16 protein-coding genes are annotated in these 17,066 nt (G+C 33.3%); 6 read left to right on the forward strand and 10 right to left on the reverse strand.

Annotated features, from left to right (window positions below; genetic code table 11):
* The first annotated feature begins 95 nt into the window (after positions 1–95).
* Positions 96–323: a hypothetical protein gene (locus ACICP1_RS02050; protein ID WP_064085506.1), complete on the forward strand. Its 228-nt coding sequence runs from the start codon at positions 96–98 to the stop codon at positions 321–323.
* Between the two features lie 75 nt (positions 324–398).
* Entirely contained in the window at positions 399–1,289 is an 891-nt protein-coding gene (locus tag ACICP1_RS02055; RefSeq protein WP_395460998.1) for a hypothetical protein, read from the forward strand.
* Positions 1,290–1,433: 144 nt separating this feature from the next.
* Here ACICP1_RS02055 and ACICP1_RS02060 read toward each other — a convergent pair whose 3' ends face one another.
* The 3 genes from ACICP1_RS02060 to ACICP1_RS02070 all read right to left on the reverse strand — a co-directional run bounded on the left by ACICP1_RS02060 (position 1,434) and on the right by ACICP1_RS02070 (position 4,254).
* Complete coding sequence (locus tag ACICP1_RS02060; protein WP_264376423.1) at positions 1,434–1,937, reverse strand: protein-disulfide reductase DsbD domain-containing protein; 504 nt, start codon at positions 1,935–1,937, stop codon at positions 1,434–1,436.
* A 287-nt stretch (positions 1,938–2,224) separates the two neighbouring features.
* Positions 2,225–3,874 carry a chaperonin GroEL gene (gene groL, locus ACICP1_RS02065; RefSeq protein ID WP_395460999.1) on the reverse strand — a complete coding sequence of 550 codons (1,650 nt, stop codon included), beginning with the start codon at positions 3,872–3,874 and terminating at the stop codon, positions 2,225–2,227.
* A gap of 89 nt (positions 3,875–3,963) precedes the next feature.
* Positions 3,964–4,254: a co-chaperone GroES gene (locus ACICP1_RS02070; protein WP_007302813.1), complete on the reverse strand. Its 291-nt coding sequence runs from the start codon at positions 4,252–4,254 to the stop codon at positions 3,964–3,966.
* 113 nt (positions 4,255–4,367) lie between these two features.
* Here ACICP1_RS02070 and ACICP1_RS02075 point away from each other — a divergent pair, with 113 nt between their 5' ends.
* On the forward strand, positions 4,368–5,165 hold the full coding sequence (locus tag ACICP1_RS02075) for a YgfZ/GcvT domain-containing protein (RefSeq protein WP_006012580.1): 798 nt from the start codon (positions 4,368–4,370) through the stop codon (positions 5,163–5,165).
* A gap of 124 nt (positions 5,166–5,289) precedes the next feature.
* The gene (locus ACICP1_RS02080; protein WP_395461000.1) at positions 5,290–6,114 is read left to right on the forward strand and encodes a hypothetical protein; all 825 of its coding nucleotides are present in this window, start codon (positions 5,290–5,292) and stop codon (positions 6,112–6,114) included.
* Positions 6,115–7,125: 1,011 nt separating this feature from the next.
* Here ACICP1_RS02080 and ACICP1_RS02085 read toward each other — a convergent pair.
* The 3 genes from ACICP1_RS02085 to ACICP1_RS02095 form a co-directional block, all read right to left on the reverse strand.
* Positions 7,126–7,353 (reverse strand): hypothetical protein, encoded by a 228-nt coding sequence (locus ACICP1_RS02085; protein ID WP_280143243.1) that lies wholly within the window; start codon positions 7,351–7,353, stop codon positions 7,126–7,128.
* A gap of 4 nt (positions 7,354–7,357) precedes the next feature.
* Positions 7,358–7,630 carry an ankyrin repeat domain-containing protein gene (locus ACICP1_RS02090; protein ID WP_264375578.1) on the reverse strand — a complete coding sequence of 91 codons (273 nt, stop codon included), beginning with the start codon at positions 7,628–7,630 and terminating at the stop codon, positions 7,358–7,360.
* 131 nt (positions 7,631–7,761) lie between these two features.
* Positions 7,762–8,751 (reverse strand): ribonucleotide-diphosphate reductase subunit beta, encoded by a 990-nt coding sequence (locus tag ACICP1_RS02095; RefSeq protein ID WP_264375301.1) that lies wholly within the window; start codon positions 8,749–8,751, stop codon positions 7,762–7,764.
* A 129-nt stretch (positions 8,752–8,880) separates the two neighbouring features.
* On the opposite strand from ACICP1_RS02095, the gene ACICP1_RS02100 reads away from it, so the two are divergent.
* Positions 8,881–9,219, forward strand: coding sequence for an outer membrane protein assembly factor BamE (locus ACICP1_RS02100; RefSeq protein WP_395461001.1), 339 nt, complete (start codon positions 8,881–8,883; stop codon positions 9,217–9,219).
* Positions 9,220–9,271: 52 nt separating this feature from the next.
* Here ACICP1_RS02100 and ACICP1_RS02105 read toward each other — a convergent pair whose 3' ends face one another.
* On the reverse strand, positions 9,272–9,799 hold the full coding sequence (locus ACICP1_RS02105) for a hypothetical protein (protein ID WP_264683351.1): 528 nt from the start codon (positions 9,797–9,799) through the stop codon (positions 9,272–9,274).
* A gap of 196 nt (positions 9,800–9,995) precedes the next feature.
* On the opposite strand from ACICP1_RS02105, the gene recO reads away from it, so the two are divergent.
* The gene (gene recO / locus ACICP1_RS02110) at positions 9,996–10,724 is read left to right on the forward strand and encodes a DNA repair protein RecO (RefSeq protein ID WP_007302913.1); all 729 of its coding nucleotides are present in this window, start codon (positions 9,996–9,998) and stop codon (positions 10,722–10,724) included.
* 22 nt (positions 10,725–10,746) lie between these two features.
* Here recO and ACICP1_RS02115 read toward each other — a convergent pair whose 3' ends face one another.
* From ACICP1_RS02115 to ACICP1_RS02125, 3 genes are read right to left on the reverse strand one after another with little or no spacing between them, the layout of a single operon-like run.
* Positions 10,747–12,123, reverse strand: coding sequence for a PleD family two-component system response regulator (locus ACICP1_RS02115; RefSeq protein ID WP_010401888.1), 1,377 nt, complete (start codon positions 12,121–12,123; stop codon positions 10,747–10,749).
* On the reverse strand, positions 12,095–12,385 hold the full coding sequence (locus ACICP1_RS02120; RefSeq protein WP_395461002.1) for a hypothetical protein: 291 nt from the start codon (positions 12,383–12,385) through the stop codon (positions 12,095–12,097). The genes ACICP1_RS02115 and ACICP1_RS02120 overlap by 29 nt, the downstream gene beginning before the upstream one ends.
* A 5-nt stretch (positions 12,386–12,390) precedes the next feature.
* The gene (locus tag ACICP1_RS02125; protein ID WP_395461003.1) at positions 12,391–17,061 is read right to left on the reverse strand and encodes an NAD-glutamate dehydrogenase; all 4,671 of its coding nucleotides are present in this window, start codon (positions 17,059–17,061) and stop codon (positions 12,391–12,393) included.
* Positions 17,062–17,066: the final 5 nt, after the last annotated feature.

Below are 17,066 nucleotides of genomic sequence, written 5' to 3' on the forward strand. Positions count from 1 at the left end.
CTGGGATGGCTTTGTTGCATCACTCAAGAGAAAAGAACTGGCAGTTACTGACAAAATTCATTATAGAATAGCCATTTAACCATTGAAGAAAAAATATGCCACAGCAAATGAAAGTCAGTAACTGCAATGAATATAACAAATTTCTCCAAGAAAGAGGAAATATTTTTCATTTAGGCAAGGTGTTGATAAGAAGTTTAAGCTACAAGAGCATTAAATACACTGATGAAGTACGAGAATATCTAAATCACATATTGAAGCAACATTCAACAAGTGTAGATGGAGCACAAGCACAATCTTTAGCAGGTGAAAAGAAACAACTATAGTTTTTGTTATTGTTTAGTGTTGACCTAGAAGGTCAACACTGATATACCTCTATATAATTTAATGTGTGGAGGTATATGTTAGATAATCCTAAAGGTCTAATTAAAACTGACCTGAATCAAAATACAAATGAAAATTTTTATTTACGTGCAAAGGATAAGTTCTTTAAAAATGTAAGCCCAGGTAGCAAAATATCTGTAGATTCTGGAGATAAGAACGAAGAAGTTAGTATTGATGATGATGAAGTGTGGTTTAAACACTTTTCTACTGTGGTTCCCAGTGAAGAAGGACAGGAAAAGTATAGATATGAAGTTAATGGCAGGTATGAATACAAGTATGCCAATAAGTACGATAGCAAAAATGTCGTAGGTGCAATTGCTCAGAAAATTGCAAAAGATGTAAAGGAAAGTATAAAAGACAATACTTTAGAATATATAGGAATTAAAGAAAGTAGAAAGAAAGGTAAGATTAAGCCTGCACTCAGAATTATGCTTGGCGATCCTACAAAATCAATAAATGTGGTTGATGTTTTAAATAGTGATCTATGCAGAAAATATGGTGTAGATGGAATTACATTATTACTGCCTAGTAAAAGCAAGTGTGAAACAAGGGGAATACGCTGCAGAGTTGATGAGAATGGAGTAAGAATTTATGAAGTAGCTAATGGCTCATATTATATGAATTTAAATTGGTATGTTGAGGGGAAAGAGTGTAAAATGAAAATTAGCATTAGCGATAATGGTTCTGTAGAGTTTATTGAAAGCAATGGTGTTACTTGGGATCAATTAGCTGCACATAAAGAAGTAAAAGTAGGAAGACAATATGAAGCGAAGACTTTATATGAAGCATTGTCATATTTAAAGCGAGAAGGCTCTGAAGTAATAAAAGGATTTTATCCTCCAACAAGTGTGGAAAGCATACAAATTACTACAGGAGTTAATAAGCAAGCAGCTCTTTCAAAGTCATAATTTTCGTTATTGATTGAAATGAAGCCTTTTGGTCCCCAAAAGGCTTCATGATCGAAATTTTTGGAAAGATCTTTATTGGAAAATTCAGGGACAGGAATAACATTTTTAAGCTATCGTATAACTATCACTTGCTCGCTGGGAGCTCTATTTTTCATACCACTCATTTATGAGTTTATTGATATCAGAATCTATAAAATCCTTTAGTGGTTGACTGGTTTTTATCTCGGCATTTTTAGGGATACACCTATCTTTACATATTGCGTACTTTATATGAAAGTTAATATCAGCGTATTCCTGATTTGGAATGATATTGTTTTTAAAGGGAAATAACACCATATCTTCATATATGTTACTAACAAATGTAACTTCCCCAACTTTATCTTCATGTTCCTTGGGAGTAGGCCAATGAATATCTATATTTGATATGTTACCCTGACAGTCAAAGGAAGTAGGAAGGCCGAAATCTCCAGGGTCTTTGTAATATATATGCCAACCTGGTTTTATTGTAACCTTTATTGCGCCTTCAATGGTAAGGTTTGCTTTATTTACCTTACCAATGAGCAGATCAAATTTTGCAACTTCTTCTTCAGCGCACAATTGAGTGCAAGAAAAAAGTAAAAGTAGGATTGAGTATATACGTATTTTCATAAATACTCTATTTATGAAGAAAATAATTTAAGTTCTATCTATTATAATAAAAATATTATATAAATCATTTGTTAATATAATATTATGCTAATACAAATATAGTAGCAATTATAACTTTCATATATTATTTTTTTATTTTTAAGCAGTTATAATATTAAAGAGACGTAACAAATATAAATAGTAGTGGCTTTGCATAGAAAATCACAAATTTATTTCCTTTATAAATGTAAGACTTTTTAGAACTAGAAAGATACCTTGGAGCAAGTTGCTCCAAGGCTCTTGTTTACTTAGAATCCACCCATTCCGCCCATTGCTCCTGCACCCATAGGTGATGAAGCATTTTCTTCTTTGTTTGGTAGATCAACTATCATAGATTCAGTAGTAATAAGTGCGCTTGCTACAGACACTGCCGTTTCAAAAGCAATACGAACTACTTTTGCCGGATCAATTACACCAGCTGTTGATGCATTAGCGTAGTTCATAGCCTCAACGTTGTATATAAGCTCTTTATCATTCTGCTTAATCAAATAGTCAATTATAACAGCAGATTCAAGACCAGCATTTTTAACCAATCTTTTGATTGGAGCACTGAGAACTTTTTTGACAATGTTGATACCTATTTGCTCTTCATCGCTTGAAGCTTTTAGCTTATCAAGAGCAGATGCAGCGTAAAGAAGTGCAACTCCACCACCGGGAACTATACCTTCTTCAATTGCAGCTCTTGTTGCGTGAAGTGCATCTTCAACTCTATCTCTGCGTTCTTTTACTTCTACTTCGGTTGCTCCACCAACTTTGAGCACAGCAACGCCGCCTGATAATTTCGCTAAACGCTCTCTCAGCTTTTCTTTATCATAATCAGAGGTTGAAGTTTCAATCTGAGATTTAATCTGCTCAATTCTAGCTTTCACTCTGTCAGAGGTGCTATTTTCGCTGACAATTGTAGTATTGTCTTTAGTGATTTTAACATTTTTGGCAGTACCAAGATCTTCAAGAGTTAAATCTTCCATCTTGATTCCAAGCTCATCTTTTATGACATACTTAGCACCTGTTAAAGCTGCTATGTCTTCGAGCATCTCCTTTCTCCTATCACCAAAACCTGGAGCTTTTACTGCAGCAACTTTTAGACCACGTAATTTGTTGATCACTAAAGTGCTTAATGCTTCACCTTCAACATCTTCTGCAATGATAAACAAAGGTTTACCAGACTTAAAAATAGCCTCAAGAATAGGAAGTAAAGGTTGAATAATATTAAGTTTTTTTTCTGTAATCAGCAAATATGGATCATCAAGCTCCACGCTCATCTTTTCATTATTTGTAACAAAGTATGGAGAGAGATAACCACGGTCAAACTGCATACCAGTTGTATGTTCAACTTCTAATTCTTTTGAACCCTTACTCTCTTCAACAGTGATGACGCCTTCTTTTCCAACCTTTTTAACAGCATCAGCAATGCTATTACCAATATCTTTATCACCATTTGCAGAAATTATTGCAACTTGTGCAACTTCATCCATTTTCTCTAAAGAAATTGTGCGAGACATTGATGTAATCTCCTTTAATATCACATCTTTTGCCTTCTGTATTCCATTTTTGATACAAATACGATCATTTCCAGCTGCAATTGACTTTGAAGCTTCCATTATCATATTGCTAGTCAGTATTGAGCATGTTGTGGTACCATCACCAACTTTGTCATTACACTGAGAAGCACTTTGAGCAATGGTGCTTACTATCGCAGAGTGTAATGGTTTTTCAGGCTTTATACCTTTCATTACCTTATAGCCATCCTTTGTGACCTCTGGTCCACCATATGGCTTGCTAATTCCTACTGTATTTCCCCTAGGCCCTGCAGTTGCTCCCACCGTTGAGTCAACCATTGCTGCAACTTCACGAAAGGCTTCTTGCAACTGTTCGCCTGATACTACTATGTTAGCCATTTTTATCACTCCTTAAATTAATAAAAAATTTAGAATATTAAAATACATAATGCACTATATAGCGCATTAGTTTAGTAAAATAGGAATACCTACTTGATAACAGCAAGTAGGTCTGACTCCTTCATCACGACATACTTTTCATTATCATGCTCTACTTCTGTCCCAGCCCACTGCCTGTAGAAAACCTTATCACCAGTTTTTACAGTTAAAGCTATACGCTCTCCGCTTGAGTTGCGTGAACCACTACCAATTGCTATAACTTCACCTTTAGTAGGCTTCTTTTCAGCACTTGATGGTAGTACAATTCCACCTTGTTTTTCTTCAGTAATAGGCTTTATTAGCACGTTATCATCTAATACATTCAAATTTACACTTGACATTTATGTTTCCTCATTAATAGATTAACCTACAATTCTATGTAGTCATCTAAAGGTTACATTTCAAGGGTTGGAGTTAGTAAAAGTGTATAATTTAAGGTTTGAACAGAAGTTTTATGGGTTACATACCGCTAGCAAACCGTAGTCTAATATCTTTATACGGACCAGATACGAGAGATTTTCTTCAGGGTGTTATAACAAATGATATTAATAAACTAAGTAGCCAGCAGGCAATTTACTCTTTATTACTCAATCCTCAGGGAAAATATCTGTACGATTTTTTCCTCATTGAGCATGATAAATATATTTATTTGGAGTGTGAAAATGCCCATCTACAGCAAATAATTGAAAAATTAGACTTGCTCAAAACTTACCTTAGAGTGAGGATTAAAGACATTAGTTCACTATATAAGGTTGGAGTTTTGTTTGATGCTAAGTTGGCGAAGTGTAGTAGTAAGTCACAAGTTATTTTTCAAGATCCAAGGCACAAGCTGCTAGGAATGAGGATCATACATGAAGATGAAATAAAAGAACCGGTTGGAGATTTTATTCAGTATGAAAAAGTTAGAATTAAAAACCTTGTCCCAGATGGAGCAAAAGATATGGTGCAAAATTCATCATTTCCGCTGCAATATTTAATCGATAAGATAAATGGTATAAGCTTTAATAAAGGGTGCTATATAGGTCAGGAAGTTGTAAATCGAATGAGCAGACAAGAAAAATTCAGAAGGAAACTTTACCTTGTTGAGGGAAAAAATGCACTTCCAAATATTGGCACTAAAGTAATCAGTGAACATAATGAAGAAGTAGGAGAACTACGCTCTAGTGTCGACAATATTGGACTTGCATTGCTTAATACTGGAAAAAGCCACGCAAATTTATATGTCGGTGGAGTTAGCATTAAGACGTTATAAAATATCTATTCGAGTAAAAGCCCCTTTTTCTTGTTTAAGTGTTTGCAATACTAGTTAAATTCTTGACTTTATTATTTAAATATATCATAATTAAAGTATATTATTATTTTTAATAGAGTTTGATATGCCATTAACAGAAAAACAGAAAGAATCATTTCAACAATTATATCAAAGATTTAGAGATAATGGAGATATTAGAGATATTGTTGAACTTTTAGGAACAGTATCAAAAGAAGATTTTCTTACTATTTTTAGTGAAACTAATGAAAAAACTCAGGAGTCAATAATTGGAACTTATGAAGCAACTCGTGTAGACTATCTTAAAGAAGTTTTGAAGCGTGCGAAAGAACTAGTTTTGCTTAAAGAAGTTGTAAGAGCAAAGATTTTATCTTCTAAAAATCAAAATAAGGTGAAATCTATTTCACTGATTAAATATATTACAGATCCTAGTCGCCAATATCCATCAGAAGTTTTAAATAATATTCTAGAAGATTTTAAAGAAGAATTTTTCGCTTCTTTAAGCGAAGATGAGCTTAAAAAAATTAAAGTTGCTATAGAGAGAGAATTTACAAATGAACAATGTGTACAGCAAAAAGAAAATCTTGAGAAATTGATAACCTCAATTAGAGACCTTATTGAAAATAGAGTGAAAGCTGAAAGCAGTACGGATAAAATAAATCCAAATGTTGAAAATAAGCTATTTAGCCCAACTAGTAAAGCAATTGTTGCTGGTGCTATTTGCAGTGTTATAGCTGGATTAGCAGTTGGTGGTGGACTTTTTGCTGCTGGTGTTGCATTACAAATGCTGACTTTAATTGGCATAGCTGTAGCTGCTGCTGTACTCACTGGACTTGTTGCTGGTGGTATTACATATGCAGTATCTACTAAGATAGAAAATCCTGACACATCAAGGTCGGCAACAGAACAAGATTTGCCTCAGCAAAGTTAAGTAGAAGGAAGAAGTCTCTTCTTCCTTCTCTCCAAATTTTTTACTTTGTTAGGTACCCTGAATAGGATTTTAGATATCTTGTCCTATGTGTAACCATAAAGTGTTAAAGGATAACTCCGTTCGCGCAAAAGCACCTTTTTCTTGTTTAAGTTATTCACAGAATTGTTAATAACTAAGTTGATAACCTAGTAGAGTACATAATTTTACATTTCTGAGTACTTTGGAAATCTATAATAAATATGATCTCTAAATACTAATATATATATAATTGAGAACAAAAAAAACTGTGGATAACTCTGAAAAGTTAGATCAATTTAGATATTTTTGAAAGAAAAGAAACAAACAATGAAGCAACCAAGCTGATATAGTTATGCAAGAACTAATATAATTAGTTGCTATTTTAACACTTTTTTGATAAGAGACAATAAGAGGGTAAGGAATGGTATTTAAATTAAAATTTTAGTTCTTTAAATACTCTTAAAGTAATGCTTTAGATATTTTAAGATAAAACTTTTAAAGTAGTACCTGAGTATTTTTCGATACTAATCTGGAGGTTCAACAGATACTTTTTTATGCTGTTTGAGAAGAGCAAAAATTGCATTTTCTCTTGCTGAAAGCTTGTGTTTCTTATATTTTCCATAATATACATTATGTAATTTTCGATACTAATAAAAATATCTGCCAATCTTTTAAACAACAACCTATCGAACCTCCGGATTAGTACTTAAAAGGAACTATTAAAGTACCTCTTTAAGATTAAGTTCCTACTTTCAAAATACTTAAAATTCTAACCTTTAGCTCCAATACGACCCTCTATTTGTCTTTTTACTTAAAAGTATTGAGATATTTACTAATTGAGTAAGTTTTTCTGTAAATATTTCAATCTAATCATACTCTTTTTGATGTCTTTTTTGATCTTTTTCAGAGTTATCCACAGTTTTTTTATTCTCAATTATATATAAAAAATTTGGAGAAAAGAGGAAGAAGTCTCTTCTTCCTTTTTTTACTTAACTACACTACCATACTTGCCGCTGTACTAGCTTTTTGTTCTGCGTCAACGCTATCTAGCTTCTCACTAGGAACCATTGCATATGTAATACCAAAAACAACAAACCCTATTGCTATAGCAACAGCTGCGCCAATAAAAGCCGATATTAGTAATGAAAGACCAGCAGCAGCAAAAAGTCCATTACCAACTCCCACTCCAGCCGTAATACCAACAATAGCACCAAATTTCATTGCTTTATTGCTTGTATTTATCTTCTGCCTTTTTTAAAAGCTGCTTTGATTCATCACGGGCATGTTTTCTTGCAGTCATTCCATAATGATCCTTTATAAAAAGATTAGCACCTGCATCTAGTAAAATTTGTGTTACCTCTTTGTCATGACTATTGTGCAAAGGAGTTTTTCCAAAAGAATCTCGTGCATTAACATTAGCACCTTTGTCTAATAGATATCGTATTAACTTCTTCTCCTCCTCCTCTAAGCAATCAAAATCTCCAACTATTACATGCAATAATGTAACTTTATATCTATACTCTCTTTTCTCTAAGCTAAATAGATGATTTATATCAAATTCTTCCTCCTTCCACCTTTGATATGTATCGCAAGCTTCCGTTGAAACGATAAAAAAGGGTGAAGTTACTGCTATTCACTTTTTGTATCGTTTTTAGCAAAAGCTTCCTCCCAAGTGCCTTGAGTTGCTGCACGGCTATACTCTGTTACTCTATTTTCAAAGAAATTTGTATGTTCCACGCCATTTAGTATTTCATCAAGCCACGGAATAGGGTTATCTTTAACATTATATATAGATTTAAGACCTAATTGCGTTAACCTTCTGTTTGCTATGTAACGTATATAATTGCGCACTTCCTCTGCAGATAGCCCTTCAACATCTCCTAAATCAAAAGCAAGACTTATAAATTCATCTTCAAGTTCAACAATAGTGCGACATGCAGAATATAATTCTTCTTTGAACTCGTCATTCCAAATTTCATTATTCTCTTTAATAAACGTATTGAACAAATTGATAATTGAATTGGTGTGCAAGGTTTCGTCACGTGCTGACCAAGCAATTATTTGCCCCATACCTTTCATTTTTCCAAACCGTTGAAAATTGAGCAAAATTGCAAATGATGCAAATAACTGCAATCCTTCAGTGAAGGCACCAAATACTGCTAAAGTTTTAGCAACATGTTTTTTATCGTGCTTTTTACTTTCCTCAAATTCTAACATGTATTCATACTTCTTTCTCATAGCATCATATTTTAAGAATGCTTGATATTCACTTTCTGGCATGGCAATCGTATCTAGAAGGTATGAATAGGCTGCAATGTGTATAGTCTCCATATTGGAAAAGCTTGCAAGCATCATACATATTTCTGTTGGCTTAAATATATTTGAATAATGCCTCATATAGCAATTATTTACTTCAATATCTGCTTGAGTAAAAAACCTAAAAATCTGGGTCAATAAATTTTTCTCTACATTAGAAAGTTTAGTTTTCCAATCTTTCACATCATCAGCAAGCGGAACTTCTTCAGGTATCCAGTGTATCCTTTGTTGCTGCAACCATGCATCATATGCCCAAGGATAATTAAAAGGCTTGTATATTGGATCTGCTTCTAGCAATGACATAAGGTACCTAATTATTTTGAAGTAAATATTATATTAAATGATATTGAGAATCAGTCAATTTAACTTTTTTGAAATTTGACGACAGATAGTTTATCAGTGTATTATGATTTCAAATAACTAATTGATAAAATGCGAGTATTAATATTTTCTGTTTTGCTGTTTTCAGTAGGCTGCATTCACACTATCTATAATCACGGAGTTCCTGGCATTAATGTTGAACTGTGGAGCAAAATAAAAGTAGGTGATGATAGAGAAAAAGTGGTTCATACTTTAGGATTGCCAACATTAGTATCAAAGTTCGACGAAAATGTTTGGTACTATGTCTCATATAAAATTAAACAAGCTAACTTCTTGGGAAAAAGGAAGTACAGTAGTAAGTCTCTGCAAATTTCGTTTAATCAGAATGACGAAGTTACAGATATAAGAGAAATCAACGTTGCAGAAAGGTCTTTAGCTGTTGTTGATTGAAAATTTGCTGATCTATTTTTCATCACAAGTAACTAATTTAGGTAACGTAAATTCACCTATTTAGAATAAAATCTAACGTGACTTCGCGCCAAATGTGATGCTGCTCAGCAGGTAAGCCAATTAACGGGCTACATTTATACACTGCACGCATTGCATTATCTGCTGCTGATCTAAAAAGAGGATTATTTTGATAAGAACTACTATCTGCTACGTTGGCTACAACGATCTCGCCTTTACTGGATAATAATAAGTTAATTTTTATACTAAAATTTTCTTTATAAACTATGCCCTCAGGAATGCTCCAACACTCTGTCAGTTTATCCCTTATAGAATTAATAATTTCTGTTACAGCCAATTCATCATCTTTGTTCTCAATATTTTTCTTATCTCTTATTTCATTTTTCACCTCTTTGATGTCTTCTCTTAGTTTTCTTTCTACACCCTTTTTTCTTTTGGGAATTGGAATACCCTCATCAATTTCCTGTATTTCAATAATTTGCCTCGGTTGTACTAACTCAACTAATTCTTTTTTTCTTTGTGGTATAGGAATAACTGATGAATCATTCGTTTGGGCTTTCATTGAAAAAAGCAAAAAACAACATAGAGACAAAAGAAGAATATAATTAAAATAGAGAGGGCGCATATGTTAAGCAGCTTGTTTTACTGGTTTAAAGCTAATATTGCACATAAAGTCAATATATTTCAGTTGACTTAAACTCAAATTTGCTACACTAATTTTATTATCTCTATAATATCATATGGTCAATATACTCTAAATGAGATGGAAAGATGAAGGTGTTATTATAGCTGTTAAAAAATACGGTGATAAAAATTTAATTCTTTCTCTATTTACAAAAAATCATGGAAAGTGCAGAGGATTAACTAGGTTAACAAACAATAGCAATTATAAGTTTCAAATAAGTAATCTATTACATGCAGAATGGAGTGCTAAGCTACCTGAAAATCTAGGTTTTTTAAAGTGCGAATTGATTGAATCTCCATTTCATCATTTCTTTCAAGATAGGTTAAAAAGCATTGCTATTGTTTCTTTCTCGTCTATATTAGAAAAAGTGCTTCCAGAAAGTGAATCCTGCATCAAGTTGTATGATAATTTTAGACACTTCATCGATGTAATAAAACATAATAGCCAGTTTTGGCAAAGTCATTACCTTAACTTAGAGCTTCTGCTTCTTACGCAACTTGGATTTAAGTTAGACCTATCAAAATGTGCTGTAACAGGTGTGAAAGAAAATCTACAATTTATTTCTCCAAAAACTGGTAGAGCAGTGTCAAAAAAAGTAGGTGACTGTTATGCAGATAAATTACTACCTTTTCCACAGATGTTGCATGATGTATACAATAACAACCTACAAAATAGCTACTCATATCAAGAATTCAGACTAGGGTTAAAAATTACAGGGTATTTTTTAAATAAATATCTATTTCTGCAGTTAAATGCGAAATTTCCGGAGTTGAGAAATTTTATGCTATCATTTGAATCTTAGTTACTACTTATTTAAAAGAACTTCAACCAGTAACCACTCTATTTCTACCACTGTTTTTTGCTTTATATAAATATTTGTCAGCACGTACTATAAATTTTTTAACATCATCAAGGTCAGATCTTTGCATTGCTGAAATTCCAATGCTCACAGTTAAATTATGGGTTGTATTTTTATCCACAAGTATAAAAGGTTCTTTGGCAATAATTTTCCTTATTCTCTCTGCAATAGTATACGCATCTGATACATTGGTATCTGGCATTACAACAACAAATTCCTCACCACCAAACCTAGCTAATAAATCTGTCACTCTGATATTTTCAGAAATTCTTTTCTGTATTTCCTTTAAAAGTTCATCTCCAGCATTATGCCCAAAGTTATCATTCACCATCTTAAAATAATCTATATCAAGTATCATAAGAGATAAACTTCTATCTTTTTCCACAGAATCCTTAACAATATTTCTTAAGTGTGCATCAAAATATCTTCTATTATAACAGTTAGTTAATGGATCCTTTATAGACATTTCCACATTATTAAATAAATTCATTCTCAAGGCATCTTGATACCTTTTGCGTTTCACTTGCAAATTAACCCTAGCTATTAATTCACTCTCATCTAAAGGTACTGTTAAATAATCATTAGCACCTACATCAAGTGCCTTTACTAAATTGCTTTTATCATAATCTTCAGAAAGGATCAGAATTGGTGTATAACGTGTTTCTACTTTACTACGAAACTTAGAACACAACCGTAGGCCGTCAGTTTTTGAAAACTGCATGTCAGAAATAATCAGGTCGTAATTATCCTTAATACCAACCTTTAATGCTTCTTTTGGATCGTGCAGTATTTTAATTGATCTGAAGCGTTGCTTTAGAACATTGTGTATCTGCTCTGCTTGAAAGGTGTCCTCATCTACAACAAGTATGTTAGCATCAAAAATCTGATTAGAATAATCCATAATACTGCTTTCTGCTACTCCACCAATCTCAGCATTAGTTTCTCCTCTCAAGCACAACTCATCTATTATCATCTTTAAGCGCACAAGAGACTTAATTCTTGCAGATAAAGCAGTTTCATCTATCGGCTTAGTTAGAAAGTCATCCGCACCAGCATTAATTCCTTCCACTCTATCATGAGTGTCATGCAGCGCAGTTACCATAATTATTGGAATATAAGTCGTTAAGGGATCATTCTTTAGCTTCTTACAAACCTCAAAACCACTCATTTTTGGCATCATGACATCAAGTAAGATAATATCTGGCTGCTGTTCTGCTACTAAATCTATTGCCTCCTCGCCATCATAAGCTACAATAACTGTATAGTACTCTGCTTTTAGCTGAGCCTCCAAAAGCTTAACATTAGATGGTATATCATCTACTACTAGGATTTTTGCTGTCATTTTTTGTACTATCTAAATTGTAAGTAGGATAAAGCTTGCCATCTTCACCAATTATGTAATTGACTTTTTCAACGTTATGCTCTTCATATAATTCTTTAATTCCGGTATCCTTCAACAATTTCCTAGCTCTTGATTTTACAACCCAGAAATACCTATATATATTTTTAATAAGATTAAGAAATACAGGTACTTTACTTTTATCAAGAACAATTATACTCACTAAAGCTACAACTAAAACTTCTGACAGACCTATATTAAACATTTTTCCTATGAAGCAAGTATTTTAACTCTTCTGATTATGAGTATTAATTTACTTAAATCAAGTTTATAAGCGACCATCTCATCTAAAAAGCTATTGTAGCGCTCTATATAATCCTTATCATTAATAGCCCAAGTTTGAACCTTGTCTACATGATTATCAGTAGCTTTTATAACTTTAACAGCTAGCTTATGTTGATAATTGCTTAAATCATCTAATAAATCATTAATTAAGCTGCGATCCCAATAGGAAGAATGGCTTTTCATCTTGCCAGCAACTGTTCTAATCATATCAAATCTTAGCAGCGACTTTAATTCAAAGTATATTCTACCAGCCTCAAGGATGGACAAAGATGTCTGCTCAGCAACAGATATAACGTCCAGCGCATAAATAAGAATACGTAGATCAGCAACCCTTTTTGCTAGATCTTTATTTATGTTAAGCTCTAACAAAGAAGCTAATCCATGATTATAGACCTCTAATAGGTGCTCATCTAAAATATCATGGCCTAAAGTTTCAATTGCACCCCTAAATTTTGTAACACCATCTAGTTCTACAAGATTAAGCTTACCAAGATTTTTTACTAACCAAAATGATACCCTACCAATAAATTTTTGCACACTTCTCACTACTTGCAAATATGAATCAACATCAATTTTTCCATCCAATTCATCAATTTTCTGCCAAAGGCTACTTAAATTATATAGGTGATTAACAACGATATATATGTTAACTGCTTCATGTACTTTAATTCCAGTACTCTCAACCAAATTATTAATAAATATACAGCCCATCCTATTTACTACATCGTTTGTAATGCAAGTAGAAATAATTTCCCTACAAAGTTGGTGTTTCAATATGGAATCCTTGAACTCTGTTACCATCCTTTGTGGAAAGTAATTTAGTAAGTAATCACGGCACAAAAAATCTTTTTCAGGTAGCTCAGAGTGTATAACTTCATTTTTTATTGCTGTTCTTGCATAAGACATCAGAACAGAAAGCTGAGGAGAACAGAAACCTTCTCCATCAGTTAACATTCTTGCTACCTCTTCTTCAGCTGGAAGAAATTCTACATCTCGGTTTAGCAGCCCAAATTTCTCTAAACTGAGTAATAATTTATGGTGCTGCTCCAACTTTTCTTTAGCTTGCAAGCACTCAAGAAGCAATGCTTTTGTTTCAATCCTGTTATGGTTTTCAAGTACCTTAGATGCAACTTCATCTATCATGCTAGCCAGTATTTCATTCCTTTTTTCCAAGGAAATTCCCCCTTCTTTCATAATTGCAACAAAAGCAATCTTGATGTTAACTTCAAGATCGGAACATATTACTCCTGCTGAATTATCAACAAAATCTGCATTGATGTACCCACCTCTCTTAGCATACTCTACCCTTCCAAGCTGCGTGCAACCAAGATTGCCACCCTCTATAAACATAGAAGCTCTAATATCCTCACCATTCACTCTTAACTCATCGTTTGCTTTATCACCAACCATGCCATGGCTTTCACTCTTTGCCTTAACAAATGTGCCAATTCCTCCATTCCATATGAAGTCCACTTTTGCCTTGAGCAGATACCGAATCAAATCATTTGGAGATAAGATATCTTCCACTATATCAAAGCACTTTTTCATTTCTTGAGAAATGTCTACTTGCTTGCTGCTACGCTCAAATACCCCACCACCATAAGAAATCAAATCTTTATTGTAATCCATCCAAGTGGAAAACGGTAATTCAAAGAGGCGTTTACGCTCTGCGAAACTTTTTTCTGCGTCAGGGTTTGGATCAACAAAAATATGCATATGGTTAAATGCACCAATCAAGCGCATATTTTTTGAAAGCAGCATACCGTTTCCAAACAGATCGCCAGCCATATCTCCAATTCCAATAACAGTTGCATCTTGGTAAATATCCTTATTCATTCTCCAAAAATGCCGCTCTGCTGCAATCCATGCACCTCTTGCTGTAATACCCATTTTTTTGTGGTCATAACCTGCTGATCCACCAGATGCAAATGCATCTCCAAGCCAAAAATTACATTCATAAGCTATTTGGTTAGCATAATCAGAAAATGAAGCAGTGCCTTTATCTGCCGCAACTACCAAGTATGGATCATCTTCGTCATACCTAATTACATTCTCTGGTGGAATTATTTTGCCATCAACTACATTATCAGTAATATCAAGCATTCCTCTAATGAAATTCTTGTAGCATTCAACACCTTTCTCTCTTAAAGTGTTTTTGTCTTTATAAACTTGCTTTATTACAAACCCACCTTTTGCACCAACAGGTACAATAACTGCATTTTTTGTCATCTGGGCTTTCATGAGGCCCAAAACTTCAGTGCGAAAATCTTCCGTCCTATCTGACCATCTCAAGCCGCCACGGGCCAATTTCCCTCCTCTTAGATGTATTCCTTCAAAAAGGTTTGAATAAACATACAACTCACGATATGGACGCGGATCAGGTAAATCATTTATCTTACTTGAATCAAATTTTATAGATAAGTAAGGTTTATCATCCTGATAATAACTGGTCCTCAAAATGGCCATCATCAAATTAAATATCGAACGTAAAACATAATCATGTGAAGCATTGCTGATTTCCTTTAGAAGCTCCTCGATTTTTTCTGTCAAAATGCTAGTAGTTTCTACCCTGTCGATATCTATTTCAGGATCAAGTCTTGCATGAAACAATTCTATTAAATACTTTACTACTTTTGGATATTCTGATACTATTTTTTGTATATATTCTGGGTTATAGTTAAATGATGTCTGCTTTAGGTAGGCGCTTAGCGCTCTAATCAGAAGCACTTCCTTCCACTCGAGCCCAGCAATAATGATCAAACTGTTAAAATAGTCATTTTTTATTTCCTTGCTGAACACTTTGACAAGTGTTATCTCAAACTGCTCTTTTAAAGTAATGTTGTCTATTAATTCATCGACTCTTGACAACACAAAATGATGTATCCATATTCCACCGTTGATTTCTATATAATAACCATTATGAGATAGAATCTTAGCTCCTAAATTCTTAGTAACCTTTAATATCTTTGACAATTCAAGGCCTCCGTTGCTTGGAGTGTAAACCTTCAATTGATAGTTGAGATTGTCACGAGTAAGCCTCAAATCAACTTCGCTGACTTTTTTCTTTCTCACTATCTCCAATTTTTTCATATCATAATACGCATCATGAGGTTCAAAATTCTCTTGATAACTTATCGGAAATGCCTTGCAATAGCGGATAAATATATCCTCAACAGTGCTAAAAGTATTATATAAATTGTCTATAAAACGATCTTCCCACTTTTCTGTAATGTTTCCTAATTTGTTTTCGATACGCAAAACTTCATCATCAAAAACGCTAGCGCTTTTGGTTCTTAGCACCACGTGTAATTTCATCAAATCATATTCATTGATGATGTGGTTGTTGTAAATATCTGAACTTTCTGCATTCGTTTCATCTTTCAATATATCGCGTATCTTAAACATTAGTCTTGCACTAGCATAACGCATCGGTATCAATACTATGCAACTAATAAAGTTCCCTACCTTTCTCAAAAATAATTTGACTCTTGGTCTAATCGCAAGAGACATGATCGAGGTGCAAATTTCAAATAACTCGTCTTCATTTGATTGGAATAATTCGTCACAAGAAAATGCCTGTAAAATGGAAACTAAAGCTTTATTATTATGGCCACCAGGAACAAATCCTGCCTTTTTTTCTATTGTTGTGACCTTATCCTTTATTACCGGAATAGTCCGAACATCTTGCACTTCCGCTACAGAAGTAAATAACCCAAAGAAATGCCGTTCCCTACCCTGGTCATTAAATTCTTTTACTCCTATACAATTCATATACGTACGCCGATGAACTATTGAGATTAGGTCTGATCTTAATATGTATAAAGAACCTAAACCTGCAGAAGAAATCGATAAATCTTGATATTCTTCACTTGCTCTCATTAAACCAAGGTTTTCCTCATTACTCAGAACGAGCTTTCCATCTTTATTAGCAACGTATTCTTGGTAACCTAGAAATACAAAATTGTTATTCTTCAACCAAGCTAAAAAATCTCTATCTCCAGTGGTCAATGCAGGCTGCCTAAGAGCTTCATCAAGCTTCTTTAGCAGTGGTTGCCAGTCTTTCACAACACAATTAACTGCTTTTAGCGTTTTTCGTAGAGATTCTTTCAATGTATCAACAAAGCTATCACTTATACCTTTAATGATTACATATATTACTGATTCTTTGATTCCATTACTTTCTTCCAAAAGACAAATATTATCTATTAGGCTGTCTTTTCTTTGGACATTAATTATGCTGTTGCTGTAGTAGCATATGGTTAAATCGTGCGACTTAATAGTTGCAATAACCGAGTCAACTAAAAAAGGCATGTCATCATTTGTGATTTTAATTATAGTGAAATCACCTTCTATTCCTGAAATATCATTTACATTATTTACTGCCAATTTACTTTCTTCTTTTTCTTTTTTAAGAATGAAGTTGTATGCATCTTCTGCAATGTATAAAAGAAATTTATCGTTGACTTTTAGGTCACTATTATAAACAAAATTATAAAAGTACTGTATAAACTCTTTAATTTTTTCTTTCTCTTTTTTATTCCCTTGATCAACTAGCTTAAATAAAGACTCAACATTAACATTATGATTTATACACATTTTTC

Source organism: Wolbachia endosymbiont (group B) of Ablattaria laevigata, assembly GCF_964277395.1.
Lineage (GTDB): Bacteria > Pseudomonadota > Alphaproteobacteria > Rickettsiales > Anaplasmataceae > Wolbachia.

What these genes read in the sequence shown, in the direction of transcription:
- ACICP1_RS02050 (WP_064085506.1), top strand. Translation starts at nt 96, where the DNA reads ATGCCACAGCAAATGAAAGTCAGTAACTGCAATGAATATAACAAATTT.
- ACICP1_RS02055 (WP_395460998.1), top strand. Translation starts at nt 399, where the DNA reads ATGTTAGATAATCCTAAAGGTCTAATTAAAACTGACCTGAATCAAAAT.
- ACICP1_RS02060 (WP_264376423.1), bottom strand. Translation starts at nt 1,937, where the DNA reads ATGAAAATACGTATATACTCAATCCTACTTTTACTTTTTTCTTGCACT.
- groL (WP_395460999.1), bottom strand. Translation starts at nt 3,874, where the DNA reads ATGGCTAACATAGTAGTATCAGGCGAACAGTTGCAAGAAGCCTTTCGT.
- ACICP1_RS02070 (WP_007302813.1), bottom strand. Translation starts at nt 4,254, where the DNA reads ATGTCAAGTGTAAATTTGAATGTATTAGATGATAACGTGCTAATAAAG.
- ACICP1_RS02075 (WP_006012580.1), top strand. Translation starts at nt 4,368, where the DNA reads ATGGGTTACATACCGCTAGCAAACCGTAGTCTAATATCTTTATACGGA.
- ACICP1_RS02080 (WP_395461000.1), top strand. Translation starts at nt 5,290, where the DNA reads ATGCCATTAACAGAAAAACAGAAAGAATCATTTCAACAATTATATCAA.
- ACICP1_RS02085 (WP_280143243.1), bottom strand. Translation starts at nt 7,353, where the DNA reads ATGAAATTTGGTGCTATTGTTGGTATTACGGCTGGAGTGGGAGTTGGT.
- ACICP1_RS02095 (WP_264375301.1), bottom strand. Translation starts at nt 8,751, where the DNA reads ATGTCATTGCTAGAAGCAGATCCAATATACAAGCCTTTTAATTATCCT.
- ACICP1_RS02100 (WP_395461001.1), top strand. Translation starts at nt 8,881, where the DNA reads ATGCGAGTATTAATATTTTCTGTTTTGCTGTTTTCAGTAGGCTGCATT.
- ACICP1_RS02105 (WP_264683351.1), bottom strand. Translation starts at nt 9,799, where the DNA reads ATGAAAGCCCAAACGAATGATTCATCAGTTATTCCTATACCACAAAGA.
- recO (WP_007302913.1), top strand. Translation starts at nt 9,996, where the DNA reads ATGAGATGGAAAGATGAAGGTGTTATTATAGCTGTTAAAAAATACGGT.
- ACICP1_RS02115 (WP_010401888.1), bottom strand. Translation starts at nt 12,123, where the DNA reads ATGACAGCAAAAATCCTAGTAGTAGATGATATACCATCTAATGTTAAG.
- ACICP1_RS02120 (WP_395461002.1), bottom strand. Translation starts at nt 12,385, where the DNA reads ATGTTTAATATAGGTCTGTCAGAAGTTTTAGTTGTAGCTTTAGTGAGT.
- ACICP1_RS02125 (WP_395461003.1), bottom strand. Translation starts at nt 17,061, where the DNA reads ATGTGTATAAATCATAATGTTAATGTTGAGTCTTTATTTAAGCTAGTT.